The sequence below is a fragment of the Pseudomonas emilianonis genome (genome assembly GCF_023072625.1).
GTDB classification, from domain to species: domain Bacteria; phylum Pseudomonadota; class Gammaproteobacteria; order Pseudomonadales; family Pseudomonadaceae; genus Aquipseudomonas; species Aquipseudomonas paraveronii.
This window is the reverse complement of the sequence record NZ_JAKNRV010000024.1, coordinates 1-25,148: the sequence shown is the minus strand read 5'-3', so window position 1 is coordinate 25,148 and position 25,148 is coordinate 1. Positions and strand designations below refer to the sequence as shown.

Sequence of the window (25,148 nt, the reverse complement as noted above, 5' to 3'; positions counted from 1 at the left end):
GACGCGTGGCAAAGTGCCAGTCCTGCCTGGCTGGACTGCCCTGGCGCATTCAGGTAGCTTTGCCGGTTACGCGGGGGCGTTCCAGCCCCAGACAATCAGGCTTTTTCCGCTCGCAGGCATTGACCAAGGTCAACGGCCCGCGCGGCGCATGGCCTGGCACGGGCTTCGCCCGCTCAATTCATCAGTCACTGACGCTAGGTTCACCATGGCTCAATACGTCTTCACCATGCATCGGCTGGGAAAAGTTGTTCCGCCGAAGCGGGAAATCCTGAAAAACATTTCGCTGTCCTTCTTCCCAGGCGCCAAGATCGGCGTGCTCGGCCTCAACGGTTCGGGTAAATCCACCCTGCTGAAAATCATGGCCGGCGTCGACACCGAGTTCGAAGGCGAAGCTCGCCCGATGCCCGAACTGAACATCGGCTACCTGCCGCAAGAGCCGATCCTGGACCCGACCAAGACCGTGCGTGAAGTGGTCGAGGAAGCCGTCAGCGTGATCAAGAACGCTCAGGCCCGCCTGGACGAGGTCTACGCCGCCTACGCTGAACCGGATGCCGACTTCGACAAGCTGGCTGCCGAACAGGCCAAGCTAGAAGCCATCCTGCAGGCCGGCGACGGTCACAACCTGGAGCGCCAGCTGGAAGTCGCCGCCGATGCGCTACGCCTGCCGGCGTGGGACGCCAAGATCGAATTCCTGTCCGGTGGTGAGAAGCGCCGTGTGGCCCTGTGCCGCCTGCTGCTGTCGGCCCCCGACATGCTGCTGCTCGACGAACCGACCAACCACTTGGACGCCGATTCCGTCGCCTGGCTGGAACATTTCCTTCACGATTTCCCGGGCACCGTGGTTGCGATCACGCACGACCGGTACTTCCTGGACAACGTCGCCGGCTGGATTCTCGAACTCGACCGTGGTGCCGGTATCCCTTACGAGGGCAACTACTCCGGTTGGCTCGAAGCCAAGTCCGACCGTCTGGCTGCTGAATCCAAGCAGCAGTCGGCCCACGAAAAAGCCATGAAGGAAGAACTGGAGTGGGTGCGCAAAGGCGCCAAGGCCCGCCAGTCCAAATCCAAGGCACGTCTGCAACGCTTTGAAGAAATGCAGTCGCAGGAATTCCAGAAGCGCAGCGAAACCAACGAGATCTACATCCCGGCCGGTCCGCGCCTGGGTGACAAGGTCATCGAATTCAAGAACGTTTCCAAAGGCTACGGCGACCGCGTACTGATCGATAACCTGTCGTTCTCGATGCCAAAAGGTGCAATCGTCGGCGTTATCGGTGGTAACGGTGCGGGTAAATCCACCCTGTTCCGCATGCTGATGGGCAAGGAATCCCCGGACTCCGGCAGCATTGAGATCGGTGAAACCGTACAACTGGCTTGTGTGGACCAGAGCCGCGAAGACCTTGATGGCAGCAAGACTGTGTTCCAGCAGGTTTCCGACGGTTCCGACCAGATCCGCATCGGCAACTATGAAATCCCGTCGCGCACCTACGTCGGCCGTTTCAACTTCAAGGGCGGCGACCAGCAGAAGTTCGTCAAGGACCTGTCCGGTGGTGAGCGCGGTCGCTTGCACCTGGCCCTGACCCTGAAAGAGGGCGGCAACGTGCTGCTGCTCGACGAACCGTCCAACGACCTCGACGTTGAAACCCTGCGTTCCCTGGAAGAGGCCTTGCTGGACTTCCCGGGCGCCGCCATTGTGATCTCTCACGATCGGTGGTTCCTTGACCGCGTCGCGACCCACATCCTTGCGTATGAAGACGACTCCCAGGCGGTGTTCTTCGAAGGCAACTACACCGAGTACGAAGCGGATCGCAAGAAACGCTTGGGCGAAGCCGCTGCCCAGCCGCACCGTGTACGGCACAAAAAATTGGCCTGATTTGGGTCGGTTTGGAAAAAGCGGGGCCTTCGGGCTCCGTTTTTTTTTGCTCATTATTCCTGGCACGCATCGATCAATTGCGGGAGGGGCGGTGCGACGATTCGACTTGCCCCTGATAGCGATTTTTCAGTTGGTGCATGACGCTGTTTTGAAATCCCCTTTTAGGTGCGATAAATGCCTGTTTCTCAGGTTTATTTATATCAAATGCACCATTTAAATTCACAAAAGCGACATTTTGCCCTGTCGCGGTGCGAAATGAATTGATAAAGTCCGGCTCAATCGCCCTTAACGACAATAAATTTGCCGAGACTTTTCATGATCGAATCCGTTGAATCCTTCCTCGCCCGTCTCAAGAAACGCGACCCCGACCAGCCGGAATTCCACCAGGCCGTAGAAGAAGTCCTACGTAGCTTGTGGCCGTTTCTTGAAGCCAACCCCCACTACCTGACCTCGGGCATTCTGGAGCGCATCTGCGAGCCGGAACGTGCGATTACTTTCCGGGTGTCGTGGGTCGATGATCACGGCAAGGTGCAGGTCAATCGCGGTTTCCGTATCCAGATGAACAGCGCCATCGGCCCCTACAAGGGTGGCCTGCGCTTTCACCCGTCGGTCAACCTGGGCGTGCTGAAATTCCTCGCCTTTGAACAGACCTTCAAGAATTCCCTGACCTCGTTGCCCATGGGCGGCGGCAAAGGCGGCGCGGACTTTGACCCCAAGGGCAAGAGCGACGCCGAAGTGATGCGCTTCTGCCAGGCATTCATGAGTGAGTTGTACCGCCATATCGGCGCGGACGTGGACGTACCCGCCGGCGATATCGGGGTGGGCGCCCGCGAGATCGGCTTCCTGTTCGGCCAGTACAAACGCCTGAGCAACCAGTTCACCTCGGTGCTGACCGGTAAGGGCATGACCTACGGCGGCAGCTTGATCCGCCCCGAAGCCACCGGTTTTGGCTGCGTGTACTTCGCTGAAGAAATGCTCAAGCGCGATGGCCTGCGGGTTGAAGGCAAGCGCGTGGCAGTCTCCGGCTCCGGCAACGTGGCGCAATACGCTGCGCGCAAGGTCATGGATTTGGGCGGCAAGGTGATTTCGCTGTCCGACTCCGAAGGCACCCTGTACGCCGAAAGCGGTTTGACCGAGGCGCAATGGTCGGCGCTGCTGGAGTTGAAAACCGTCCAGCGCGGTCGCATCAGCGAGTTGGCGGCGCGTTACGGCCTGGAGTTCCGCGCCGGTAAAAACCCGTGGGAGCTGGCGTGCGATATCGCGCTGCCGTGCGCCACCCAGAACGAACTCGACGCCGACGCTGCCCGCACCCTGTTGCGCAACGGCTGCATCTGCGTGGCCGAAGGCGCCAACATGCCGACCACCCTGGAGGCTGTGGATATCTTTATCGACGCGGGCATTCTGTTCGCCCCGGGCAAGGCGTCCAACGCCGGCGGCGTGGCGGTGAGTGGCCTGGAAATGTCGCAGAACGCCATGCGCCTGCTGTGGACCGCCGGGGAGGTGGACAGCAAACTGCACAACATCATGCAGTCGATCCATCATGCGTGCGTGCATTACGGTGAGGAGAACGGCCGGGTCAACTACGTGAAGGGCGCCAATATCGCGGGCTTCGTCAAAGTCGCCGACGCGATGCTGGCCCAAGGTATCGTCTAGGCCTCGGCCTCGATACGCAGCACGTCGATCACCTGGTCGCCGACGGGGCGCTGCCACAGCACCTCGTCGCCCACCCGTGCTCCGAGCAGCGCCCGACCCAGGGGTGAACCCCAGTTGATCAGGCCCGCGCCGGCATCGGCCTGGTCTTCGCCGACCAACTGAATGCGCTGCTGCTCGTCCTGCTCATTGGCGAAGGTCACCCAACTGCCGATCTGCACCTGGTCGGTGGAAACGGCGGGCGCCACCACCTGGGCGCTCTGCACCCGCTGGTTGAAGTAACGCAAATCCCGCTCAAGGTCGGCCTGGCGCTGTTTGTCGGCCTGTTCGCCCTTGGCGGATTCGACGCTGTATTCATGCTGCAACTGCGCGACCTTGGCCTGCAACTGCGCCAACCCGCGCGCGGTGAGGCGATTGGGTTGCTCGCTGACCTGACGCTCGACCGGTGTGTCGGCCTGCGCGGCGGCGCTGTCTTCATTTACAAAAGCTCGGCTCATGACAGTCTCCCTCTATGGAGTTTGGGCCATGTTCGCCGCACTTTAGTTTCGACGAATGTCTGAAAGCGACCTATCGCGAGCGATAAGCCTTGGCTGCGTCGCGATCTTTCTCCTGCTGCCAGGTGCGCTCGCGGTCGTTCCAATGGCTGTCTTTGTAGTCGCGCAGTTCTTCGCTTTCGCGCATGGCCTTGCACTGGCGAAAGCCATCTTCCCAGCCTTCGGCGTATTCCCGCTCTTTCAGATAACGCGGCACATTCTTGCGAAACTCCCCAGTGATCACTCCCGCCGCCTGGCGACCGCTGCTGCAACCGTCATCGAAGCCATCGGCAAACGCCGGTGGGTAGCCCTTCGCCAGCAACTCCTGATGGGTCGATTGGCAACCCGATAGCCATACCATCGCACACAGCATTACTGCATACCGCCACATTGCTTGCTCCCTGGCCGTTTCACGGCTGATAGGGGAAGTCTAGAAGGGGATTCGTCGGAGGGATGTGAAAGGGGGGTGAGAAAGGTGTTGGGTTAAAGGGCCATCAATGACGATTCTCTTTAAATTGCAGGACGATTCCTAGAGAATCTCTGCCCTATTGCGCCTTAGGGTTTGGATCACTAGCCTCCTGACTTCGCTGTGAAAACAGTGACCGGGTTTAGCGACCCGAACCACCGAGACGCATCCTCTGTACACATTAGGCAGGCGGTTTTTACGTTCGTCGATATCGTGTTATGGCGGCTGTGCGTGGGAGATCTTCGGATCTGCCGGGTGTCTAGGTGACCGGTTCGCTAACCTGCGTACAGCTGCCACCCCTTCATGTTTAGCGACGTGTTGTGGTGGTCCTTTATTTCACTTAGAGGTGCATCATGACTAAAGTCGTGCCCGATCCACCACAGTCCTCAATCACCACCTTAGGCGTCGTTACGTTCGGCGACTACGGCGAAAACGAAAAACCGTTGTTTCGCGTCAATGCAGGCATGCCCATTGATGAAGCGCTAGAGCACGCCTCCACCCTGCTTTACTACTCTAAGAAACTTGCAATGGAAGCCGCCATGGATGTCCGTGGCGAACAATATGCCTGGGCTGCGCATTTTTTATGTGAGATGGGCAAGGCTGTAGTGGATGATCTGACTCAGGCGCTAACGCCCGCAGCCTAACGGTAGACACTGTTCCTGTGGCGAGCGGGTAAGCCCACTTGCCACAGGTTTATCGATAGCCTTGTAAGAGGCTTCCCGCTATCACCCTGCAACCATCAATCGTAATAACCCACGGTCTTTTTCAGCTGATCTGCGTACTCGTATATCTCATCAATGGAAGAGATCGCATGACGTGTCTCGTTTTTTTCTTCGTCAAAAATCCCGAGGTACTTCTGGCTTCGGTTGAAGTGAAGACGACAAATTGGTTTGCGGTTGTTGTCATCCAACAATATCCCAAAATAGCTTTGGGTATCTCGCTGAACAATCCGTTTGGCATCGACCACTGATCGGACAAGGGCCCGAACTATGTGATAACCCTCCAGTTCTTCCAGCGTAGTCAGGATCTTGTCTCCTGACTCGTCTCTATCCTGCGTATCTGCGTTTGCGCTGTTTGTGACGGGCATCGATGTCATTATCGGTTGGATCGTGCCGCTCATCGCTGACTTCAGGCGATCGTTGATCTGGTCATTTAGAAACTGGGCTAAGGCTTTTCGAGTCAGCTCATAAAATTGCTCACGCACTTTCTGCGTGATTACTCCCTCGTAAACGCGGGATGCGAAGAACTTTACGAAGTCATCTTCTGGCTTGCTGACTTGAGCGCCGATGAGTTTCTTGATTTGGCTAACGTATTTCAGCTCTCCCGCGGCGTTGATGATTGAGTCGACGTCGAAGGCCGACTTAGTGAGCTTTATCAGCTCCGGCACGGAGTACTCATCAATGTCTAGCAGATCCAATTCTAAAAATGGTTTCTCGTCCATTTTGTTCGGGGCGTCTAGGTCAGTAAAAAATCTATAGACCTGACCATTGGTGAGAATTGATATTCTTGCGCTTGTGACGTGAAAGTAACGGAAAAGCTGAGATGCGTGATTGATGCTCAATGACTCACCGATTTTTTTGCATTCAATAAGTATCTGAACCTCACCGTCTTTCATGATGGCGTAGTCGATTTTTTCACCTTTCTTTGTCCCGACATCGCAGACAAATTCTGGCATCACTTCCTGTGGATCAAACACGTCGTAGCCCAGCACCGTGTTGATAAAAGGCATTACAAAAGCATTTTTTGTAGCTTCTTCTGTTTGGATGGCGGGGCCTTGCAGTCGAACTTTGGCTGCCAGGCTGGTGAGCTTTTCAAAAAATTCCATATAAACCTCTTACCTATTCGGTTCCGTGTATAGATGTGGTGGCAAATTGACAGCCATCTGATACTAGACACAAAAAACCATAAAGAAAATGCGGTAAGAGGTTGTTTGTCTTTAATTGAAAAAAAGCTAAAAAAGTTCGTAAATTTCTTATCTATTTATCAATAGGTTGCAGGTGTGCGACAAATTTGTGTGTGCAGGACAAAAAGTCTGAAAACTCTGGATAGGTAGGCGGATAGTCTAGGCGGATGATCTGTCAACTCCTGCCAGCGCAGCATGCTCAGCCAATTCTTGCTGGATAAACGCCGCAATCATCGCGCGGTACACCTGTTCGGTGACGTCTGGATTGGCGCCGACTGTGTGGGATAGGTCGCGCACTTTACTGATCACCTGTTCGACCCGCTGCGGCGCTTTGACGCCGTCGGTGTCTTTTTTGAAACGCGCCGCCTGGGAAACATACTGGCCGCGTTCGGCCAGCAGGGTGACGATTTGCTGGTCGAGGCGGTCGATGTTGCTTCGGACTTGTTCAAGCGTGGTGCAGTTAACGGCCATGTTGAGTGAGCTCCTGATTGTGCGGGCAATGCTAACAAAGTGTGGGAGGGGGCAAGCCCCCTCCCACATTTTTGATCCTGGTTGGGCTTTAGTCAGTAGTGATACCACTTCATCTCAAGCATTACCTCATTCACCGGCGTCGCCAAGTGGCTGTACTCGCGCTGGGCGCTCAGGCGCAGGCCGAGGTTGCGCGACAATTCCCACTGCTGGTTCAGGCTGATGCTGCGTCGCACTTCGCCATTGGTGAAGAAGTCCCCCTTGGCTTCCAGGCTCAGGTTGCCCAGCGGGTTTTTCCACAGCACGCCGGTGTTAAAACCGGCGGCGGGGGAGATGGCTTCGCTGAAGTCGTTGTTGTGTTCCACGCGCACGGTGCCGAGGGCGAAGCCGAGCATGTCGTCGCGCAGTTGCCAGGTGCCGCCGGCGCCGCCGTTGACGTGGGCGACCAGGGTTTCGTCGTCGTGTTTACCCGGCACACGTTCCAGGCCGCCAGTGACTTGCCATGACCAGGGTTGCAGCAGCGCGTTGCGCGGGGTCAGGGAGCGGATGGTGGCCAGGTCCAGTTGCTGCAGTTGCCAGTGGTTGCCTTCGTACTGGCGCAGTTTCATTTGCAGGATCTCGATCTGCGCGCCGAGGGGGAAGCCTTCGGCGTTGTCGTTGAGGTCGTGGTAGGCCATGCGCAGGCCGTATTCACCGAAGGCTTTGTCGCCACGGGTGCCGATGCCGGCTTGCCAAGTGCGCGATTCATGGCCGGTTTCCGGCAGGCCGGGGGGGGTGATCTTCAGGTCGGGCGCGGGGTTCTGGTTAATCGCACGCAGCAGTTCGAAGCTGCGTTGGGAGCGTTCGGTGTCGCGCTCCAGGCCATTGGCGCGGTAGCGGCCGAGGCGGTAGGCGGCGTCGATGATCAGGGCCTGGCGATCCTTGGCGATGGCCTTGAACGCGGGTGCCTGCAATTGTTTCTGGTCGTCGCTGACTTTCAGGACCCATTGCTGCTCGTCGCTGTCCAGCGGCTTGGCGCGTTCCAGCAACTCGCGCTCGCGGGAGGGCCGATAGTCGATTTTTTCGACCAGGCCGGCGTCTTTCACCGCCTTGACCGTGTCAGTCGGAATCGCGGTGAGCGGGAATTGCTCGGTCAGGCGCAGGCCGGGGCGGGCCACTTGCAACAGTTCCAGCAGACGGTAGGAGCAGTTTTCGTCGAAGAAGAAGTAGTCGAACTGGATCTGCTTGAGCTCCCACACATGCTCGACCATGCGCTCGGTCTCGACCTGGGTCAGGTTCAGGCGGTACTCCCACAGGTCGCGGTTTTCCAGGCTGCGGTATTCCGAGAGTTTTTCCTGGTAGGGCACCAGGGCGAACAGGCCGGGATAGCCGCCCATCAGGCCTTTCCAGGCGTAGAGGATGCTGTTGTCCGAGCCTTCGATATACGCGCCGAAGTTGATCGCATAGCTGAGCAGCGCGGTGTTGTTGCTCTGCACGTCCGCCTGGTCGATGCGCAGCAAGGTGTGGCCGAACATCGAGGAGGGGCTGTTGAGGTAGGCCGCCGGGAAGATCAGCACCGCGCTATGGGGCGCGACGTCCTTGAACCATTGTTTGAATTCGTTGCAGTCCACGGCGGGCAGGTCGTTCAGGTGCAACTGATCCTTGAGCCAGCGGGTGCGTGCGGGGTAAACGCATTGGGCGTGTTTTTCACCCTGGCTGGCCGGCGCGTAGAGCGCGTCGACAGTGGCCTTGAGCTCCGCATCCGGGTGGTGAGCACCGTCGGCTGCGAGGAAGAATTTTTTGTCGCTGACATAGCTGCGCCAGCCACTGATTTTGCCGGCTTCGTAATGGCCCAGGGACAACCAGAACGGATCGTTGGCCAATTGCTGCAAACGTTGATCATCAAGATGCGGCGTCGCGTACAGCGGGGCGCAGGCGAAGAGTGCCATCCAGGCAAGGCGTTTGAGCATAGGGGCAACTTAAGTCGGAAAAAGTGAGACCCAAACGGGGAGGCGGGTCCAAAAGTAAAACCCGCGCCTTGGAGGGCGCGGGCAGGTCGAGCTTAAGCCTGGGTTACGTATTTCGCCAGACGGGCATCACTTTTCAGTACAGCCAGGGTGTTGTTGTGCACATCGTCAGCGGTCACATCGGCCTTGCTGAAGATTTGCTGGAAGTGCTCGTGAGTCACGGCAGCGAAGTGCTCGCGATCTTCAGGTGCAACGCCCAGTACCACGGCGTAGGTGGTCAGCGCTTCGCCATTGCCTTTGGCCATGTCTTCGGACAGCTCGTTCATCATGCCATTCATGGCAATCCACGACTTGCCGCCGTAGGTCAGGGCGCTGTTGGTGTTACAGCCGTTGGTGCCCGAGGTCATGCCGAAAGTGGCGTTACCCGAGGTGCCGTTGGTGGTGGAAGCCAGGAAGTGCGCCGGAGTACCGCGCTGGCCTTCGAACAGCATGTTGCCCCAACCGCAGTTCGGGCCACCGGGTGATTCGGCCATTGCATTGAGGGAAACGACGGTGAAGAGAGTACCGAGAAGGATCCGTTTCATAGCTTTTTTCTCTTTGTGTGCAAACCAATGGACAAGGGGTCAGGCACTTCATAGCGCCTTAGGGGCCAGTTATTAGTCTAGCCCGCGCAGTTTGGAGTTTAGGCAGGTTCCAGGGGTTCCGTGATTTTTTATAAAACAAACAGAGATGTCGCGTTTTTTTTGTAGGACGCATGCCGTGTCTATGCTTTACCTCAGGCTCGCCTTGCCAGAGCGCGCAACGGAGAGCCAGAATGCCGCCATCTGCCCCGCCTGATGTAAGGAAGCCCGATGCCTGATCCTGTTGCTGCCAGCTTGCGTCTAGCGCCCGACGCGCTGACTCGCCCTTTCTCCGCTGAACAGTTCAGCTTCTCGACCACCAATGATTTGGAGCCCTTTCGCGGTGTGCTTGGCCAGGAACGTGCGGTTGAAGCCTTGCAGTTCGGTGTGGCCATGCCACGCCCCGGTTACAACGTGTTTGTCATGGGCGAGCCGGGCACCGGTCGCTTTTCGTTCGTCAAACGTTACCTGAAGGCCGAAGGCAAACGCCTACAGACCCCGGCGGACTGGGTCTATGTGAATAATTTCGATGAGCCCCGCGAACCGCGCGCGCTGGAACTTCCGGCGGGCGGCGGTGCGGCGTTCATCGCCGATATCAATGGCTTGGTCGATAACCTGGTTGCGACCTTCCCGGCCGTCTTCGAACACCCGACGTATCAACAACGCAAAAGCGCCATCGACCGCGCGTTCAACCAACGTTACGACAAGGCGTTGGACGTGATCGAGCGCCTGGCCCTGGAAAAGGACGTGGCGCTGTACCGCGACAGTTCCAACATCGCGTTTACCCCGATGCTCGATGGCAAGGCGTTGGACGAGGCCGAGTTCTCGCAACTGCCGGAAGTCGATCGCGAACGGTTCCATACCGATATTTCCGAACTGGAAGAACGCCTCAACGAAGAACTGGCCAGCCTGCCGCAGTGGAAGCGTGAGTCGAACAACCAACTGCGCCATTTCAACGAAGAAACCATCACCCTGGCCCTCCAGCCATTGCTGTCACCGTTGTCGGAAAAGTACGCGGAGAACGCTGCGGTGTGCGGTTACCTGCAAGCCATGCAGGTGTACTTGCTGAAAACCGTGGTCGAGCAATTGGTGGACGACGCCAAGACCGACGCCCAGGCCCGCAAGCTGCTCGAAGAGCAGTACTGCCCGAGCCTGGTGGTCGGCCATCCGGTCAGCGGCGGCGCACCGGTGGTGTTTGAACCGCACCCGACCTACGACAACCTGTTCGGCCGTATTGAATACAGCACCGACCAGGGCGCGCTCTACACCACCTATCGCCAGTTGCGTCCGGGCGCCTTGCACCGGGCCAACGGCGGGTTCCTGATCCTCGAAGCCGAAAAAATGCTCAGCGAGCCGTTTGTGTGGGACGCCCTCAAGCGTTCCCTGCAGTCGCGCAAGCTGAAGATGGAATCGCCGCTGGGCGAACTGGGCCGCCTGGCCACCGTGACGCTCAACCCGCAAATGATCCCGTTGCAGGTCAAGGTGATCATCATCGGTTCGCGTCAGCTGTACTACGCGTTGCAGGACGCCGATCCAGACTTCCAGGAAATGTTCCGGGTGCTGGTGGATTTCGACGAAGACATCCCGATGGTCGACGAAAGCCTGGAGCAGTTCGCGCAGTTGCTGAAAACCCGCACCTCGGAAGAAGGCATGGCGCCGCTGACCTCGGACGCGGTGGCGCGGTTGGCCACCTACAGCGCACGCCTGGCCGAACACCAGGGGCGGTTGTCGGCGCGCATCGGCGACTTGTTCCAACTGGTCAGCGAGGCGGATTTCATTCGCCACCTGGCGGGCGACGAAATGACCGACGCCGGCCACATCGAGCGCGCACTGAAGGCCAAGGCCACGCGTACCGGGCGGGTGTCGGCGCGGATTCTCGACGACATGCTCGCCGGGGTGATCTTGATCGACACCGCCGGTGCGGCGGTCGGCAAGTGCAACGGGCTGACGGTGCTGGAAGTCGGTGATTCGGCGTTCGGCGTGCCGGCGCGGATTTCCGCCACGGTGTACCCGGGCGGCAGCGGTATCGTCGACATCGAGCGCGAGGTCAACCTCGGCCAGCCGATTCACTCCAAGGGCGTGATGATCCTCACCGGTTACCTGGGCAGCCGTTATGCCCAGGAATTCCCGCTGGCGATTTCTGCGAGTATCGCGTTGGAACAGTCCTACGGTTACGTGGACGGTGACAGCGCATCCCTGGGCGAGGCCTGCACTTTGATTTCGGCCTTGTCGAAAACCCCGCTCAAGCAGTGCTTTGCGATCACCGGTTCGATCAACCAGTTTGGTGAAGTGCAGGCGGTGGGCGGGGTCAACGAGAAGATCGAAGGCTTCTTCCGCCTCTGCGAAGCGCGTGGGTTGACCGGCGAACAAGGCGCGATCATTCCGCAAGCCAACGTGGCGACGCTGATGCTCGATGAGAAGGTGTTGCAGGCCGTGCGTGCCGGGCAATTCCATATCTATGCGGTGCGCCAGGCGGATGAGGCGTTGAGCCTGTTGGTCGGCGAGCCGGCCGGTGAACCGGACGCGCAAGGGCAATTCCCCGAAGGCACGGTGAATGCGCGTGTGGTAGAGCGTTTGCGTGCGATTGCCGAGATGATCAGCGAGGAAGACTTGAAGGAAGCAGAGAAAGAACTGGCGCAGCAGGCGTTGGCGGAAACCAAGCCGAGCTGAAGCGTTAACCCGCCACAAAATTGACTCCGGGTTCGGGGCCAACGCCCGTTGGTCCCTACAACCTTGGTTTGTCGCAGTTTTCTTCTATTCTGAGCATTAGGGATATCCACAGGAGTCGCAGGATAGAGACAGTCTCGCCGTGCTTGAGGCTGAACACTGATCTACCGAGGGTCGCCGCCATGCCGCGCAACCTTTGCCTCACCCGCCAGTGCCTGGGCTTGGGCACCCGTATCGAATGCTCCGTTCGCCCTCTCGCGGGTGACAACGGGATGTGGACGTTGCTGTTTGCCGCCGGGATGACCGGCGAGCAGCCTTCCACCGTCAAGTCCGAAGGGCCGTTCCATGGGCCTTTCGTGGCCGAGACCGTTCTGCAAACGATCGTCGAAAACCTGACACAGCACGGCTACGAGCTGGCGGACGAGCCGCAGATCTGGTGCCTGCATGTGCAGGCCCACCTGCGACTGCTCAACAATGGGCAGGAACGCCTGGCCCTGTAGCGCCGATCACTTGCTTTCGGGCTTGTCCAGCTTGACCTCGAAGCCGTACTGCACGGTGCCGAGGTCGGTGCGCTGGTAGCTTTCCAGCAGGGTTGGCCGGCCATAGAAGTAATGCACGTCAAACAACGCCGTGCCGTATTCCTCGGCGCGGTGGCTGACCCCGAGAATTTCCTTGAGGTAGTTGCCGCTGGCGTCCTTGGCATAGAAGCGCCAACTGTCGGACGGGAACTGCGTCTGGTCGATGATCAGCGCGTTATCCTTGAGCGACAGGCCCTTGGGCAACTTGGCCACGTCGATTGTGGCTTTGTCGATGGTGGCCAGGAACAGCGGAATCGAGCCCACCACAAACGCCGGGTTCTCCGGGAACAGGTTGAGGTCGTAGGTGAGGGTGCCGCGTGCCGGGTTCAGTTCGAAGGCTTCGCTCGGCAACTCGATGGGTTCGCCGCGCGCGCCTTTTTCATCCGCCGTGAAAAACGTCACCGGCGCTTCGCCGCTGTTGCGTTCGGTGCCTGCCAGTTCGTCGTTGAAGGTAAAGGGGTGGTCAAACACGATATGCGCGGCGCTGGCATCTTCGACGGACTGGCTGATGGTCACGCTGTTTTTCAGCTGGTCCTCGGTCATTGTCGCGTTTTTGAGCCAGTTGGCAGCGCCGTCGTCATACACCGTTACCGCCATCGGCAAGGCTTGTACGGTTTTCTGCAGACTGTTTTTGTCGAAGCGCAACACCGGCAGGTCGAGGTCCTTGCGGGTCACCGTGGCTTTGGAAAAGTCCAGCACGTCGACCTGCAGCGTGTCGATCAGGCCGTTGAAGTAGACCTTGGCGTAATGGCTGTTTTGCTGGTGTTCGAAGGCTTTTTGCTCGTCTGTCAGTTGTTTTTCAAACGTGTCCGACCAGGCTTTCTGCTTTTGCATCTGCGCCAGTTGTTTCTCGTAGAACGCCACCTGCGCGGCATTTTCGTTGATCGAGCCCGAGCGCGTGAGGAACTGCCCGGTACTGTCGCGGGCCTGCACCAGCAAAGGGGCCGGTGATTCGTCGCCAACCTGTGCCGCCAGCGGTTCATGGTTGGTCAGTTCGATCTCGGCGTAGTTTTTCTCCAGGCTCAGCAGGTTGAGGGTGATAGCACCTTCGGTGCGCGGGTGGCCCACGTCTTGTTTCGACAAATCGAACGTCAGCACCTTGCCCGGTGCGATGACCTCAACCGTGCCTTTGAGGCTGACGGGCTGCGGCTGGCTCTTGTTTTCCGTCTCGATGCCGTCGATGAACGGGTAGGTCACCGTCAGGTCATCGGGGTTGGTCAGGTTGGAACTGCTGGGGCTCAACTGGATGCCGGGATCGGTTTCCGACCATTCCGGTTGGAAGGGGATGACTTTGTTGTTGCTCAACGTCACCGACTGCCATTCCAGGCCGTGGGGGAAGGGGAACTGGTCGGGCGCGTTGAAGTTGAACGGGAACACCGGCTGCAGATCGGTCAGGTAGTCGGAGTGGGAGGTCTTGCGCAGTACGAACAGGCCGTTGATATAGGTGTCGACCAACGCCTGGGGCGTGGGGTAGTGCTTGAGCAGCGCCAGGCTGTCTTCGCCGTATTCGGCTTGGATGGGCTTGGTGGCGAGCTTGACCCGCGCCCGTTCCAGTAACAGCAGCGAACCGCCAAGGTCGGCGATGGCGTCGCGCAGTTTGGGGTCCTGGATGCTGTCGAGCGACTGTTCGAACTGCGTGGTTTTCTCTTCGAGGGTGGTCTGCTTTTTCTCATCGCTGGGAGAGCAGCCGCCGGCCAGCAGCAATGCCGCACACAGGCCGATGCTGGCCCAAGGGGAACGCACATCCATCATCTTGAGTTTTCCTGTCCGACATCTTTGAGCCGAGTTGATGGGCTCGACACTAGCAGAAAAATTCTCTCACAGATGCCGCTCAGGTCAGTTTTCTCGCGGTTACAGGTGTTTGGAAGCGGCTGGTATACTCGGCGCCATTTCTAGCCACGCTGTGTGAGATTCAATGGAACGCTTTATCGAAAATACGATGTACGCCTCGCGCTGGTTGCTGGCGCCGATCTACCTGGGGCTGTCCCTGGGCCTATTGATCCTGGCACTGAAATTCTTCCAGGAAATCATTCACGTTGTTCCCAGCATCTTCAGCATGCTCGAATCGGAAGTGATCCTGCTGCTGTTGTCGTTGATCGACATGGCGCTGGTCGGCGGCCTGCTGGTGATGGTGATGATCTCCGGCTACGAGAACTTCGTCTCGCAGCTGGACATCGACGAAAACAAGGAAAAGCTCAACTGGCTGGGCACCATGGACTCTTCGTCGCTGAAGATGAAAGTGGCCGCGTCCATCGTGGCGATTTCCTCCATCCACCTGCTGCGCATCTTCATGGACGCCAAGAACGTCGATCCGCAGCATTTGATGTGGTACGTGATCATCCACATGACCTTCGTGGTATCGGCGTTCGCCATGGGTTACCTGGACAAGCTCACCAAGCACTGATCCCCCGCGCCCGCCTTACTGCTCGATGAAGTAGTAAGGTTGGCGACTGATTGGCATTTCCTTGATCACCGTGACCTTGCCGGTCAGTTGGTCCGTGTTATCCAGCAGCGCGACGTTGCCGGGGGCGGCGGCCAGGTAACTGCGCAGTTCTGGCTCGGTTTGCAGAATCGGCAAGTAGGCCTGCAGATAGAACACGCTGGCGCCGTCGATGCGCTCGTTGGGCCGGAACAATGCGACTTTTTTGCCTTCGGCCTGCAGGGCCTGGATCTGACTCACTACGGGCGCGAACGACTGTTTTTTGTCGGCTTTTGGCGCGAACCAGAATGCCGCGCCCAGGTAGCAGGCGATGAGCAGGGTGAACATGCCGCCGATGACGATTTTATGCGGCGCATACAGCGCCGGTTTGTGATCTTTCAGCCATTGCAGCACTACCCGCGCGTACTCCGCAGCCAGTACGGCGGCGGCTGGCGTCAGCGCCATCAGGTACACCGTGCGCTTGCTGGAGGCCAGGGTCAGCAGGGTAAATTGCGCCACCAGCCAGACGCAGAAAAACAGAAGGTAGCGATTGCGCACCAGGCTTTTGCGGAAGTGCCAAAGCCCCAGGTACACCAGGATATTCCACGGCAAAAAGGCTTCGGGCAGTTTGGCGATGTAGTAGTAGAACGGCTCGTAATGTCCGGCTTCGACAAACGAACCGCTGAACCGCCCGACGCTGTTGGTCCACAGCACTTCGCCCACCGCCTGCATCCCGCCGCGCTGGAACAGAAACCCCAGCCAGATCAGCAGCGGCACCAAGGCCAACAGGGTAAACAGTGCCGGTCGCAGCCAGTCGCCGATGCGCAGGCGTTTGTCCATCCAACTGGTACACGCCAGGTACACAAAGATCACGATGCCCGGCATCGCCAGGCCCAGCACGCCTTTACTCAGGGTGGCGACCACCATCCCGGCCGTAAACAGGGCCCAGGCCCAGGTGGTTGAGCCCTGGCGCTCGGACGCCGGCCGCATCGCCTGGTAGAACGCCAGCAGCGCGGTAGTCACGCCCAGGCTGAGCAACGCATCTTCACCCACGCCGCGCACGTTGCCCCAGTAACTGGCCATGGTCGCCAGGATCAGTGCCGCGCAGAACGCCAGGATCTGCGGTCGTCCGAACCGGCGCAGCATCCCGTAGAGCAGCATCACGCTGAACAACCCGGCAAACGCTGAGGCCAGGCGCACGGCCCAGGTTGTGCCGCCAAACAAGCGGATCGCGCCGGCGTCGAGCCACAGGCTCAGGGGCGGTTTTTCAAGGAACGGCTCACGAAACAGCCGTGGCACCACCCAGTCGTTGTCCAGGTGCATGGCCATCGCGATCCCGGCGACGCGGGCTTCGGTGGAGCCTTGCAGCTCATGGTTTCCAAGGGCGAAGAAGAACAACAGACCAGCAAGCAGGAGCAGCAGAGGAACGGGACGCGTCATTGGGGCTGGCTACCGGGGCAGGGGACCGTTCGGGGGAACGGCTCGCAGTCGGTGAGTATAGGGAGGCGATTCTTGCGGGGACTGGCTGCTGACCGGTTCGAGTACTTGATAAAGACCATTGAGGGTTTCGGCATGACTCGCCAGGCTGACCAACGACAAGCAGCCTACAAAAAAGACATTACACAGACGCATGGAAGATTCCCGAACGACAAAATTAGCGGCTGGAACAGACCGCGTGATCTCGGTTTGCCAAGGCTGTGACCACAGCGACCGGTAAAACATTCACGGAGTCTTGGTAAGTTTTCCTACTGTCATAACGATAGCGGCTTCAAGGCTATACCTTAATACGCACCGAAGCAGACCCGATTAGCATTTTTTTAATCGGCTTTTTTAATCTATATGGCCCTGCCCGTCGGCCCGAGGATGGCCGCTGCCCCTCAAGCCTGATAAAATCGCGCGCCTTCGCAGACCGTCAGCGGCAGGGCCTTTTCACAAGAGCCCTTGCCCACTCGGTCGTTACCCCTGAATCCCCCCTAAAGGCCTGGATCATGAGCAAGCAACCCTCCCTGAGCTACAAGGACGCCGGTGTAGACATCGACGCCGGTGAAGCATTGGTCGAACGCATCAAGAGCGTCGCCAAGCGCACTGCGCGCCCCGAAGTCATGGGCGGCCTGGGCGGTTTTGGCGCCCTCTGCGAAATCCCGGCCGGCTACAAACAGCCGGTGCTGGTCTCCGGCACCGACGGCGTGGGCACCAAGCTGCGCCTGGCACTGAACCTGAACAAACACGACAGCATCGGCATCGACCTGGTCGCCATGTGCGTCAACGACCTGGTGGTGTGCGGCGCCGAGCCGTTGTTCTTCCTTGACTACTACGCCACCGGCAAGCTCAACGTCGAGACCGCGACCCAGGTGGTCACCGGCATCGGCGCCGGCTGCGAATTGTCGGGTTGCTCCCTGGTTGGCGGCGAAACCGCTGAAATGCCGGGCATGTACGAAGGCGAAGACTACGACCTGGCCGGCTTCTGCGTCGGCGTGGTAGAAAAAGCCGAGATCATCGACGGTTCCAAAGTCGCTGCCGGCGACGCCCTGCTTGCCCTGCCATCGTCCGGCCCGCACTCCAACGGTTACTCGCTGATCCGCAAGATCATCGAAGTGTCCGGCGCCGACATCGAAAACATCCAGCTCGACGGCAAGCCACTGACCGACTTGCTGATGGCCCCGACGCGCATCTACGTCAAGCCACTGCTCAAGCTGATCAAGGACACGGGCGCGGTCAAAGCCATGGCCCACATCACCGGCGGCGGCCTGCTGGACAACATCCCGCGCGTCCTGCCAAAAGGCGCCCAGGCGATTGTCGACGTGGCCAGTTGGCAGCGTCCTGCGGTATTCGATTGGCTGCAAGAGAAAGGCAACGTCAACGAAACCGAAATGCACCGCGTACTGAACTGCGGCGTGGGCATGGTGATCTGCGTGGCGCAAGAGCACGTGGAAACCGCGCTGAACGTACTGCGCGAAGCCGGCGAGCAACCTTGGGTCATCGGCCAGATCGCCGCGGCTGCTGAAGGCGCGGCTCAGGTTGAACTGAAGAACCTTAAGGCGCACTGATGCCTGCAACCTGTGATGTCGTGGTGCTGCTCTCCGGCACCGGCAGTAATTTGCAGGCCCTGATCGACAGCACGCGCACCGGCGACAGCCCGGCGCGCATCGCTGCGGTGATCTCCAACCGCAGCGACGCCTATGGCCTGCAACGCGCCAGGGACGCCGGCATTGCCACGCGCACCCTGGATCACAAGGCTTTCGAAGGTCGCGAGGCCTTCGACAGCGCCTTGATCGAACTGATCGACACCTTTAACCCCAAACTCGTGGTACTGGCCGGCTTCATGCGCATCCTCAGCGCGGATTTCGTGCGGCACTACGCAGGGCGGCTGCTGAATATCCACCCTTCCCTGCTGCCCAAGTACAAAGGCATGCACACCCATCAGCGCGCCCTCGACGCGGGCGACAGCGAGCATGGCTGCAGCGTGCATTTTGTGACGGAGGAACTCGATGGCGGGCCTCTGGTCGTACAGGCAGTGATTCCGGTAGAGTCTGACGACTCGGCGCAGACGCTTGCGCAACGGGTTCATACCCAGGAACACAGGATTTACCCGCTGGCTGTTCGCTGGTTTGCCGAGGGACGGTTGATTCTTGGTAAACAGGGTGCATTATTGGACGGCCAGTTACTCGCGGCCAGCGGCCACTTGATTCGAACCTAGGAGTTTTTATGCGTCGCGCCTTGCTCTTCGCTTTTGCGCTGTTCGCCTTGCCTGCGGTGCAAGCAGCAGATTTACATCCTTTCTCCGCCAGCTATACCGCCGACTGGAAACAGTTGCCCATGAGCGGCTCGGCCGAACGCAGCCTGACCCACAATGGCGACGGCACTTGGACCTTGAATTTCAAGGCGTCCATGATGATCGCCAGCCTCACCGAAACCAGCGTGATCCGCTTCGACAAGGACGCCCTGCAACCGAAGAGCTACACCTTCGAACGCGGCGGCCTGGGCAAGGCGAAGAAGATCAACCTGGACTTCGACCAGACGGCCAAGAAAGTCACCGGCTTTGAAAACAAAGATCCGGTCAACGTTGCCCTGCAAAGCGGCATGCTCGACAAGTCGACCTACCAGTTGGCGCTGCAGCGCGATGTCGCGGCTGGCAAGAAGAGCATGAGCTACAACGTGGTTGAAGGCACCGACGTCGACACCTACGACTTCCGCGTGATCGGCCCGGAAAAGGTCCAGACCAAAGCCGGCTCCATCGACGCGATCAAGGTCGAGCGCGTGCGTGACCCGACCCAAAGCAAGCGCATCACCCAGATGTGGTTTGCGAAGGACTGGGGCGGCATCCTGGTTGCTCTGCGTCAGGTGGAAACCGACGGCAAGGAATACAACATCATGCTGCAAGACGGTACGGTTGACGGTCAGTCTGTCAAAGGTAGCTGATAGCGCCGATGAGTTAAAAAGAGCCTCGCGCAATGCGGGGCTTTTTTTCGCCTGGGATTTTTTAGGCAAGGCCACTATCGCCATCGCGAACAACGCCAATCCAATGCCAAAGCCTTACGCCAAGATGAAACTTTTGTCATAAAACTCAACAGCCTGCGGCGCAATGTCGCGGCTTACGCGGCCTGCGGGATTGTTGCAAATACTGCAAAGAACTGTTGCGGGAAAAATCAGTTTACCTAGCAAGCTAACAAAACATATAACAAAAGCCTGCGACGACTTGCCGCAGATCAACCAGAGATTGGAGCAAGCAGATGACTGTAAAAGTAACTGAACGCGACGACGAACATATGTCCCACGAAGCATTGGGCCATGGGATTCACATCTGGGATGTACACCAACAAGACCTGCTGGTCGGCATGTTTCATAACGAGAGCGACGCTCATAATTATAAGAACGAGCTCGAAAGCCTTGAGATGAAACGCCAGGCACAAAGCGTCTGAATATTCGCAAGACTCAGGCGCCAGGCCCACGCAGCTTGGTTGCCTGAAAACAAAAACCCGCCTTTGAGCGGGTTTTGTTGCCTCTACAGCCTCACCACATCAGATCATCCGGGATCTGGTAGGCGGCGTATGGATCATCCTCATCTGGCACCTGGCTTTCCGTCAGGATATTGAGCTGGACGATACGCTCCGGCGCGCGCTCCTGGATCTTCAGTGCCGCTTCGCGCGGGATCACCTCGTAACTGCCAGCGTGATGCACGATCGCCAGGGAGCCGTTGCTCAGCTTGTTACGCATCAGCGTGTTGACCGACAGGCGCTTGACCTTCTTGTCATCCACGAAGTTGTAGTAGTCCTCGGTGGTCAGCTTGGGCAGGCGCGAGGTCTCGATCAGTTGCTTGACCTGGGCCGTGCGGGCCTTGGCCTCGGCTTTTTCCTGCTGCTGGCGGTTCAGCTCCTGGTCGCGCTTGACCTTCTCGGCCATCGCTTCCTGGGCCAGGCGTGCCTGGGTGTCATCGGCCTCGGCCTGGCCCTTGTGGACCAGACGTTGCTGTTTCTGTTTGTCTTTGCCGACCTGCTTGGCCTGCTTTTGGTTGACCAGACCTGCTTTGAGCAACTGGTCGCGAAGGGAAAGGCTCATGGTGCTTACTCACTTAGGCAACTGCTCAACCGCAGCTGGACACATTCTTTTCCTGGCGTTTGGCTTCGCCCCACAGGGCGTCCAACTCTTCGAGGGTGCAATCTTCCATGGATTGGCGCGTATCGCGCAATGCCTGTTCGATAAATCGGAAACGTCGCTCGAACTTGGCATTGGCACCGCGCAAGGCAGTTTCCGGGTCGACCTTGAGGTGCCTGGCCAAGTTGACCGCGGCAAACAGCAGGTCACCGACTTCATCGGCGATGGCCACTGCATCGTTATCGGCCATGGCTTCGAGCACTTCATCCAGCTCTTCGCGGACGTTATCCACCACCGGCAAAGCAGCGGGCCAGTCGAAACCGACCTGACTGGCGCGCTTTTGCAATTTGGCGGCACGGGACAGGGACGGTAAAGCGGTGGGCACATCATCGAGTAGAGAAAGTTGCTCGGGGGCGTCAGACTTTTCCGCGCGCTCCTCGGCCTTGATCTGCTCCCAGCGCGCCTTGACCTGCTCCTCGCTCAGTTGCGCGACATCCAGCGGCGCGTACAGATCGCCGGTGGGGAATACATGGGGATGACGTCGAATCAGCTTGCGGGTGATGCTGTCGATCACTCCGGCGAACTCGAAGCGCCCTTCTTCCCGCGCCAGTTGGCTGTAATACACCACTTGGAACAGCAGGTCGCCCAGCTCGCCTTGCAGGTGATCGAAGTCGCCGCGCTCGATGGCGTCGGCGACCTCGTAGGCCTCTTCCAGGGTGTGCTGGACGATGCTCGCATAGGTTTGCTTGATGTCCCACGGGCACCCGTACTTCGGATCGCGCAGGCGGCTCATCAGGTGCAGCAGGTCTTCAAGTGAATACATCATTCTATTTCCGATCAGGTATGAACACCGCCGATCAAATGCGGGAGGGGGCTTGCCCCCGATTGCGGTGGGTCAACCAAGAATCTGGTACCTGACACTCCGCTTTCGGGGGCAAGCCCCCTCCCAGCTTTCAGACTGCGTTCATCCAGATGTTCATGGGGTACGGTTGCGCCGGGTTTCGATGATGTTCGGCAACTGGGAAATCCGCCCCAGCAACCGCCCCAGCGCGTCCAGCCCCGGAATCTCGATGGTCAGGGACATCAACGCGGTGTTGTCCTCCTTGTTCGAGCGGGTATTGACGGCCAGCACGTTGATCCGCTCATTGAGCAGCACTTGTGACACGTCACGCAGCAGACCGGAACGGTCGTAGGCACGGATGATGATGTCCACCGGATAGGTGAGCACCGGCACCGGACCCCAGCTGACCTGGATGATCCGCTCCGGCTCGCGCCCGCCCAACTGCAGCACCGAGGCGCAGTCCTGGCGGTGAATGCTCACGCCCCGGCCCTGGGTGATGTAGCCGACGATGGCGTCGCCAGGCAGCGGCTGGCAGCAACCGGCAATTTGCGTCATCAGGTTGCCGACGCCCTGGATCTGGATATCGCCACGCTTGCCAGGCTTGTAGCCGGTGGCTTTGCGCGGGATCAGCTCCAGCTGTTCGTTGCCCCGCTCCGGCTCCACCAATTGCTGGGCCAGGTTGACCAGTTGCGCCAGACGCAGGTCGCCGGCACCGAGGGCGGCGAACATGTCTTCGGCGATCTTCATGTTGGCTTTTTCGGCCAGCTTGTCGAAATCCACCTGGGGCAGGCCCAGGCGCGCCAGTTCGCGTTCGAGCAGGGTTTTGCCGGCGGCGACGTTCTGATCGCGCGCCTGCAACTTGAACCAATGGACGATCTTCGCCCGCGCCCGCGACGTGGTGATGTAGCCCAGGTTCGGGTTCAGCCAGTCGCGGCTCGGCGTGCCGTGCTTGCTGGTGATGATCTCGACCTGTTCACCGGTCTGCAGGCTGTAGTTGAGCGGCACGATGCGCCCGTTGATCTTGGCGCCCCGGCAGTTGTGGCCGATTTCGGTGTGGACGCGGTAGGCAAAGTCCAGCGGCGTGGCGCCCTTCGGCAAGTCGATAGCGTGGCCGTCGGGGGTGAAGATGTAGACCCGGTCCGGCTCGATATCCACCCGCAGTTGTTCGGCCAGGCCGCCGATGTCGCCGAGTTCTTCGTGCCATTCCAGCACTTGGCGCAGCCAGGAGATTTTCTCTTCGTACTGGTTGGACCCGGCCTTGACGTCGGTGCCCTTGTAGCGCCAGTGCGCGCACACCCCCAACTCCGCCTCTTCGTGCATGGAGTGGGTGCGGATCTGCACTTCCAACACCTTGCCCTCGGGGCCGATCACCGCGGTGTGCAGCGAGCGATAGCCGTTTTCCTTGGGGTTGGCGATGTAGTCGTCGAATTCCTTGGGGATGTGCCGCCACAGGGTGTGGACGATACCGAGCGCGGTGTAGCAGTCGCGCACTTCCGGCACCAGCACCCGCACGGCGCGCACGTCGTAGATCTGGCTGAACTCCAGGCCTTTGCGCTGCATTTTGCGCCAGATCGAATAGATGTGCTTGGCGCGGCCGCTGATATCGGCGTCGACGCCGGTAGCCTGCAGCTCGGCACGCAACTGGCCCATCACGTCGGTGATGAAACGCTCACGGTCGAGCCGGCGCTCATGCAGCAGCGTGGCAATCTGTTTGTATTGGTCGGGTTCGAGGTAGCGGAAGGACAAGTCCTCCAGCTCCCACTTGATATGGCCGATACCCAGGCGGTGCGCCAGGGGCGCGTAGATGTCGAAGACTTCGCGGGCGACGCGGTTGCGCTTTTCGTCGTCGGCGGTCTTCACCGCACGGATCGCGCAGGTGCGTTCGGCCAGCTTGATCAAGGCGACGCGCACGTCGTCGACCATCGCCACCAGCATCTTGCGCAGGTTCTCGACCTGGCCCTGGGTGCCCAGCACCATGGACTGGCGCGGGCTGAGGCTGGCGCTGATGGCGGCCATGCGCAGCACGCCGTCGATCAACTTGGCCACCAGCGTGCCAAACCGCTGGCTGACCAGCGGCAAGGCAATATGTCCTTCCCGCACGCCGCGATAGAGCACGGCGGCGATCAGTGAATCCTGGTCCAGCTTGAGATCCGCGAGGATCTCAGCGATTTCCAACCCGGTACGAAAGCTTGAAGTGCCCTCCGCCCACAGGTTCTTGGCCGCATTGTCTTGCTGTTCAGACTCGCGAGCGAACTCGCAGGCTGCTTTCAAGGCTTCACGGTCCAGTGCCGGGTCGACACTGACGGCATGATCCAGCCATGCCTCGAGATTGATACTACCGTCGGTGTTGATCGGCTGGTGTGCTCTCACCTGTACCATCTTGCTTACCTTCCCTACGACGCACCTTTGATGCGCCAAAAATCATCGCTGACCTGCTTTATCACTAAAGCTCACACACTCCCAGGCAGATCACGGCCCAGGAGAATGCAGGCCAGTCGGATTAAACGGGCATCCTAGCCCGCTTCAAATAACGCCATCGCCTCGACATGCGCAGTTTGCGGAAACATGTCGAGAATCCCGGCACGTTTTAGCCGGTAGCCCTGCTTGACCAGCTCAATCGTGTCCCGCGCCAGCGTTGCCGGGTTGCAGGACACGTACACCAGGCGCTTGGCTCCCAGAGTGGCGAGCTTGCGCACAACCTCCAGGGCACCATCGCGGGGTGGGTCCAAGAGTACCGCAGAAAAGCCCTGTTTGGCCCATTCCGCGTCAGTCAACGACTGGGTTAAATCGGCCTGAAAAAACTGCACATTATGCAAATTATTGCTGATGGCATTGAGCGCCGCGCGCTCGACCATGGTCTGTACACCTTCCACCGCCACCACTTCGCGCACCTGGCGAGCAAGTGGCAGCGCGAAGTTGCCCAGGCCGCAAAACAGGTCCAGCACCCGCTCATCGGCTTGCGGCGCCAGCCATTCAAGCGCCTGGGCGACCATCGCCGCATTGACCCCGGCGTTGACCTGGACAAAATCGCCCGGCCGATAAGCCAGTTCCAGATCCCATTGTTCCAACCGATAGCCGAGGGCCTGGTCAGGCTCGACGGGTTCGGGCTGGCCCTCGCCATGCAGCCACAACTGGGCCTCATGGAAGGCGCAAAATTCGTTGAGGATCAGCAGGTCGGCGTCCGACAACGGCGCCATATGCCGCAACAATACGGCGATGGACGACCCGCTGAACAACTCCACATGCCCCAAAGCCTGAGGTTTGCTCAGGCGGCGCAGCATGTCGGGCAAACGCTGCATGATCGGTTGCAAGGCCTGTACCAGCACCGGGCAATCGTCGATGGCGACGATGTCCTGGCTGGCCACGGCGCGGAAACCGACTTCCAGTTTTTTGGCCTTGGCATCCCAGCGCACGGCCACACGGGCGCGACGCCGATAGCCAAACTCCGGCCCGCTCAACGGCGCGGCCCACTCTTGCGGTTCGACCCCCGCCACACGCGAAAGCTGCTCGGCGAGCATGCGCTGTTTCAGGGCAAGTTGTTCAGCATGGGGCAGGTGCTGCACGCTGCAACCGCCGCAACGGCCGAAGTGCGCAC

The 25,148-nt window shown here is 59.3% G+C and carries 23 protein-coding genes and 1 pseudogene; 11 read left to right on the top strand and 13 right to left on the bottom strand.

What is annotated here, in order from left to right; translation table 11 throughout:
- Positions 1–205: 205 nt before the first annotated feature.
- Both ettA and gdhA read left to right on the top strand, forming a co-directional pair.
- Positions 206–1,870, top strand: a complete 1,665-nt coding sequence (gene ettA, locus L9Z73_RS05230) for an energy-dependent translational throttle protein EttA (protein WP_247397078.1) — start codon at positions 206–208, stop codon at positions 1,868–1,870.
- A gap of 315 nt (positions 1,871–2,185) precedes the next feature.
- Positions 2,186–3,523: an NADP-specific glutamate dehydrogenase gene (gene gdhA / locus L9Z73_RS05225; RefSeq protein ID WP_247397074.1), complete on the top strand. Its 1,338-nt coding sequence runs from the start codon at positions 2,186–2,188 to the stop codon at positions 3,521–3,523.
- Here the strand turns inward: gdhA and L9Z73_RS05220 are convergent.
- Both L9Z73_RS05220 and L9Z73_RS05215 read right to left on the bottom strand, forming a co-directional pair.
- Positions 3,520–4,017 carry a GreA/GreB family elongation factor gene (locus L9Z73_RS05220; RefSeq protein WP_247397071.1) on the bottom strand — a complete coding sequence of 166 codons (498 nt, stop codon included), beginning with the start codon at positions 4,015–4,017 and terminating at the stop codon, positions 3,520–3,522. The two genes, gdhA and L9Z73_RS05220, sit on opposite strands and share 4 nt — an antisense overlap.
- A 70-nt stretch (positions 4,018–4,087) precedes the next feature.
- A complete protein-coding gene (locus L9Z73_RS05215) occupies positions 4,088–4,444 on the bottom strand; it encodes a hypothetical protein (RefSeq protein ID WP_247397068.1) in 357 nt (118 codons plus the stop codon).
- Positions 4,445–4,872: 428 nt separating this feature from the next.
- On the opposite strand from L9Z73_RS05215, the gene L9Z73_RS05210 reads away from it, so the two are divergent.
- Positions 4,873–5,163: a DUF3077 domain-containing protein gene (locus tag L9Z73_RS05210; protein WP_017848262.1), complete on the top strand. Its 291-nt coding sequence runs from the start codon at positions 4,873–4,875 to the stop codon at positions 5,161–5,163.
- A 95-nt stretch (positions 5,164–5,258) separates the two neighbouring features.
- Here the strand turns inward: L9Z73_RS05210 and L9Z73_RS05205 are convergent, their stop codons facing one another.
- The 4 genes from L9Z73_RS05205 to L9Z73_RS05190 all read right to left on the bottom strand — a co-directional run bounded on the left by L9Z73_RS05205 (position 5,259) and on the right by L9Z73_RS05190 (position 9,420).
- Positions 5,259–6,344, bottom strand: a complete 1,086-nt coding sequence (locus tag L9Z73_RS05205; RefSeq protein WP_247397065.1) for a type I restriction endonuclease — start codon at positions 6,342–6,344, stop codon at positions 5,259–5,261.
- A 237-nt stretch (positions 6,345–6,581) separates the two neighbouring features.
- Positions 6,582–6,893 carry a chorismate mutase gene (locus tag L9Z73_RS05200; protein ID WP_247397063.1) on the bottom strand — a complete coding sequence of 104 codons (312 nt, stop codon included), beginning with the start codon at positions 6,891–6,893 and terminating at the stop codon, positions 6,582–6,584.
- Between the two features lie 92 nt (positions 6,894–6,985).
- Positions 6,986–8,839, bottom strand: a complete 1,854-nt coding sequence (locus tag L9Z73_RS05195) for a DUF4105 domain-containing protein (protein WP_247397060.1) — start codon at positions 8,837–8,839, stop codon at positions 6,986–6,988.
- 92 nt (positions 8,840–8,931) lie between these two features.
- Positions 8,932–9,420 carry a DUF3015 domain-containing protein gene (locus tag L9Z73_RS05190; RefSeq protein ID WP_247397057.1) on the bottom strand — a complete coding sequence of 163 codons (489 nt, stop codon included), beginning with the start codon at positions 9,418–9,420 and terminating at the stop codon, positions 8,932–8,934.
- Positions 9,421–9,687: 267 nt separating this feature from the next.
- Here L9Z73_RS05190 and L9Z73_RS05185 point away from each other — a divergent pair, with 267 nt between their 5' ends.
- Together L9Z73_RS05185 and L9Z73_RS05180 are read left to right on the top strand one after the other, a co-directional pair.
- The gene (locus L9Z73_RS05185) at positions 9,688–12,126 is read left to right on the top strand and encodes a Lon protease family protein (RefSeq protein ID WP_247397053.1); all 2,439 of its coding nucleotides are present in this window, start codon (positions 9,688–9,690) and stop codon (positions 12,124–12,126) included.
- Positions 12,127–12,305: 179 nt separating this feature from the next.
- Positions 12,306–12,623, top strand: coding sequence for a hypothetical protein (locus L9Z73_RS05180; RefSeq protein ID WP_247397051.1), 318 nt, complete (start codon positions 12,306–12,308; stop codon positions 12,621–12,623).
- A 6-nt stretch (positions 12,624–12,629) separates the two neighbouring features.
- Here L9Z73_RS05180 and L9Z73_RS05175 read toward each other — a convergent pair whose 3' ends face one another.
- A complete protein-coding gene (locus L9Z73_RS05175) occupies positions 12,630–14,453 on the bottom strand; it encodes a hypothetical protein (RefSeq protein WP_247397048.1) in 1,824 nt (607 codons plus the stop codon).
- A 163-nt stretch (positions 14,454–14,616) separates the two neighbouring features.
- On the opposite strand from L9Z73_RS05175, the gene L9Z73_RS05170 reads away from it, so the two are divergent.
- Complete coding sequence (locus tag L9Z73_RS05170; protein WP_247397044.1) at positions 14,617–15,105, top strand: TIGR00645 family protein; 489 nt, start codon at positions 14,617–14,619, stop codon at positions 15,103–15,105.
- 15 nt (positions 15,106–15,120) lie between these two features.
- Here L9Z73_RS05170 and L9Z73_RS05165 read toward each other — a convergent pair whose 3' ends face one another.
- Complete coding sequence (locus tag L9Z73_RS05165; protein ID WP_247397042.1) at positions 15,121–16,560, bottom strand: ArnT family glycosyltransferase; 1,440 nt, start codon at positions 16,558–16,560, stop codon at positions 15,121–15,123.
- Positions 16,561–16,608: 48 nt separating this feature from the next.
- Positions 16,609–16,842: pseudogene (locus L9Z73_RS05160) on the bottom strand (DUF2066 domain-containing protein); the annotation flags it as partial.
- 266 nt (positions 16,843–17,108) lie between these two features.
- Between L9Z73_RS05160 and purM the strand changes: the two are divergent.
- The 5 genes from purM (at position 17,109) to L9Z73_RS05135 (ending at position 20,039) form a co-directional block, all read left to right on the top strand.
- Complete coding sequence (gene purM, locus L9Z73_RS05155; RefSeq protein WP_247397040.1) at positions 17,109–18,167, top strand: phosphoribosylformylglycinamidine cyclo-ligase; 1,059 nt, start codon at positions 17,109–17,111, stop codon at positions 18,165–18,167.
- Positions 18,167–18,817, top strand: a complete 651-nt coding sequence (gene purN / locus L9Z73_RS05150) for a phosphoribosylglycinamide formyltransferase (RefSeq protein ID WP_247397039.1) — start codon at positions 18,167–18,169, stop codon at positions 18,815–18,817. Before purM ends, purN begins: the two co-directional genes overlap by 1 nt.
- Before the next feature lie 8 nt (positions 18,818–18,825).
- Positions 18,826–19,539, top strand: a complete 714-nt coding sequence (locus L9Z73_RS05145; RefSeq protein ID WP_247397037.1) for a DUF3108 domain-containing protein — start codon at positions 18,826–18,828, stop codon at positions 19,537–19,539.
- Positions 19,511–19,681, top strand: a complete 171-nt coding sequence (locus L9Z73_RS05140) for a hypothetical protein (protein ID WP_247397036.1) — start codon at positions 19,511–19,513, stop codon at positions 19,679–19,681. The genes L9Z73_RS05145 and L9Z73_RS05140 overlap by 29 nt, the downstream gene beginning before the upstream one ends.
- A 169-nt stretch (positions 19,682–19,850) precedes the next feature.
- A complete protein-coding gene (locus tag L9Z73_RS05135) occupies positions 19,851–20,039 on the top strand; it encodes a hypothetical protein (RefSeq protein WP_247397035.1) in 189 nt (62 codons plus the stop codon).
- Between the two features lie 91 nt (positions 20,040–20,130).
- On the opposite strand, the gene L9Z73_RS05130 is transcribed toward L9Z73_RS05135, so the two are convergent.
- From L9Z73_RS05130 to rlmD, 4 genes are all read right to left on the bottom strand, one after another.
- Positions 20,131–20,676 carry a DUF2058 domain-containing protein gene (locus L9Z73_RS05130; RefSeq protein WP_247397034.1) on the bottom strand — a complete coding sequence of 182 codons (546 nt, stop codon included), beginning with the start codon at positions 20,674–20,676 and terminating at the stop codon, positions 20,131–20,133.
- A 25-nt stretch (positions 20,677–20,701) separates the two neighbouring features.
- Positions 20,702–21,535, bottom strand: a complete 834-nt coding sequence (gene mazG / locus L9Z73_RS05125) for a nucleoside triphosphate pyrophosphohydrolase (protein WP_247397084.1) — start codon at positions 21,533–21,535, stop codon at positions 20,702–20,704.
- A 153-nt stretch (positions 21,536–21,688) separates the two neighbouring features.
- Entirely contained in the window at positions 21,689–23,932 is a 2,244-nt protein-coding gene (gene relA, locus L9Z73_RS05120) for a GTP diphosphokinase (protein WP_247397032.1), read from the bottom strand.
- 134 nt (positions 23,933–24,066) lie between these two features.
- Positions 24,067–25,148: 23S rRNA (uracil(1939)-C(5))-methyltransferase RlmD (gene rlmD / locus L9Z73_RS05115; RefSeq protein WP_247397030.1), on the bottom strand; the 1,082-nt coding region annotated here is incomplete at its 5' end.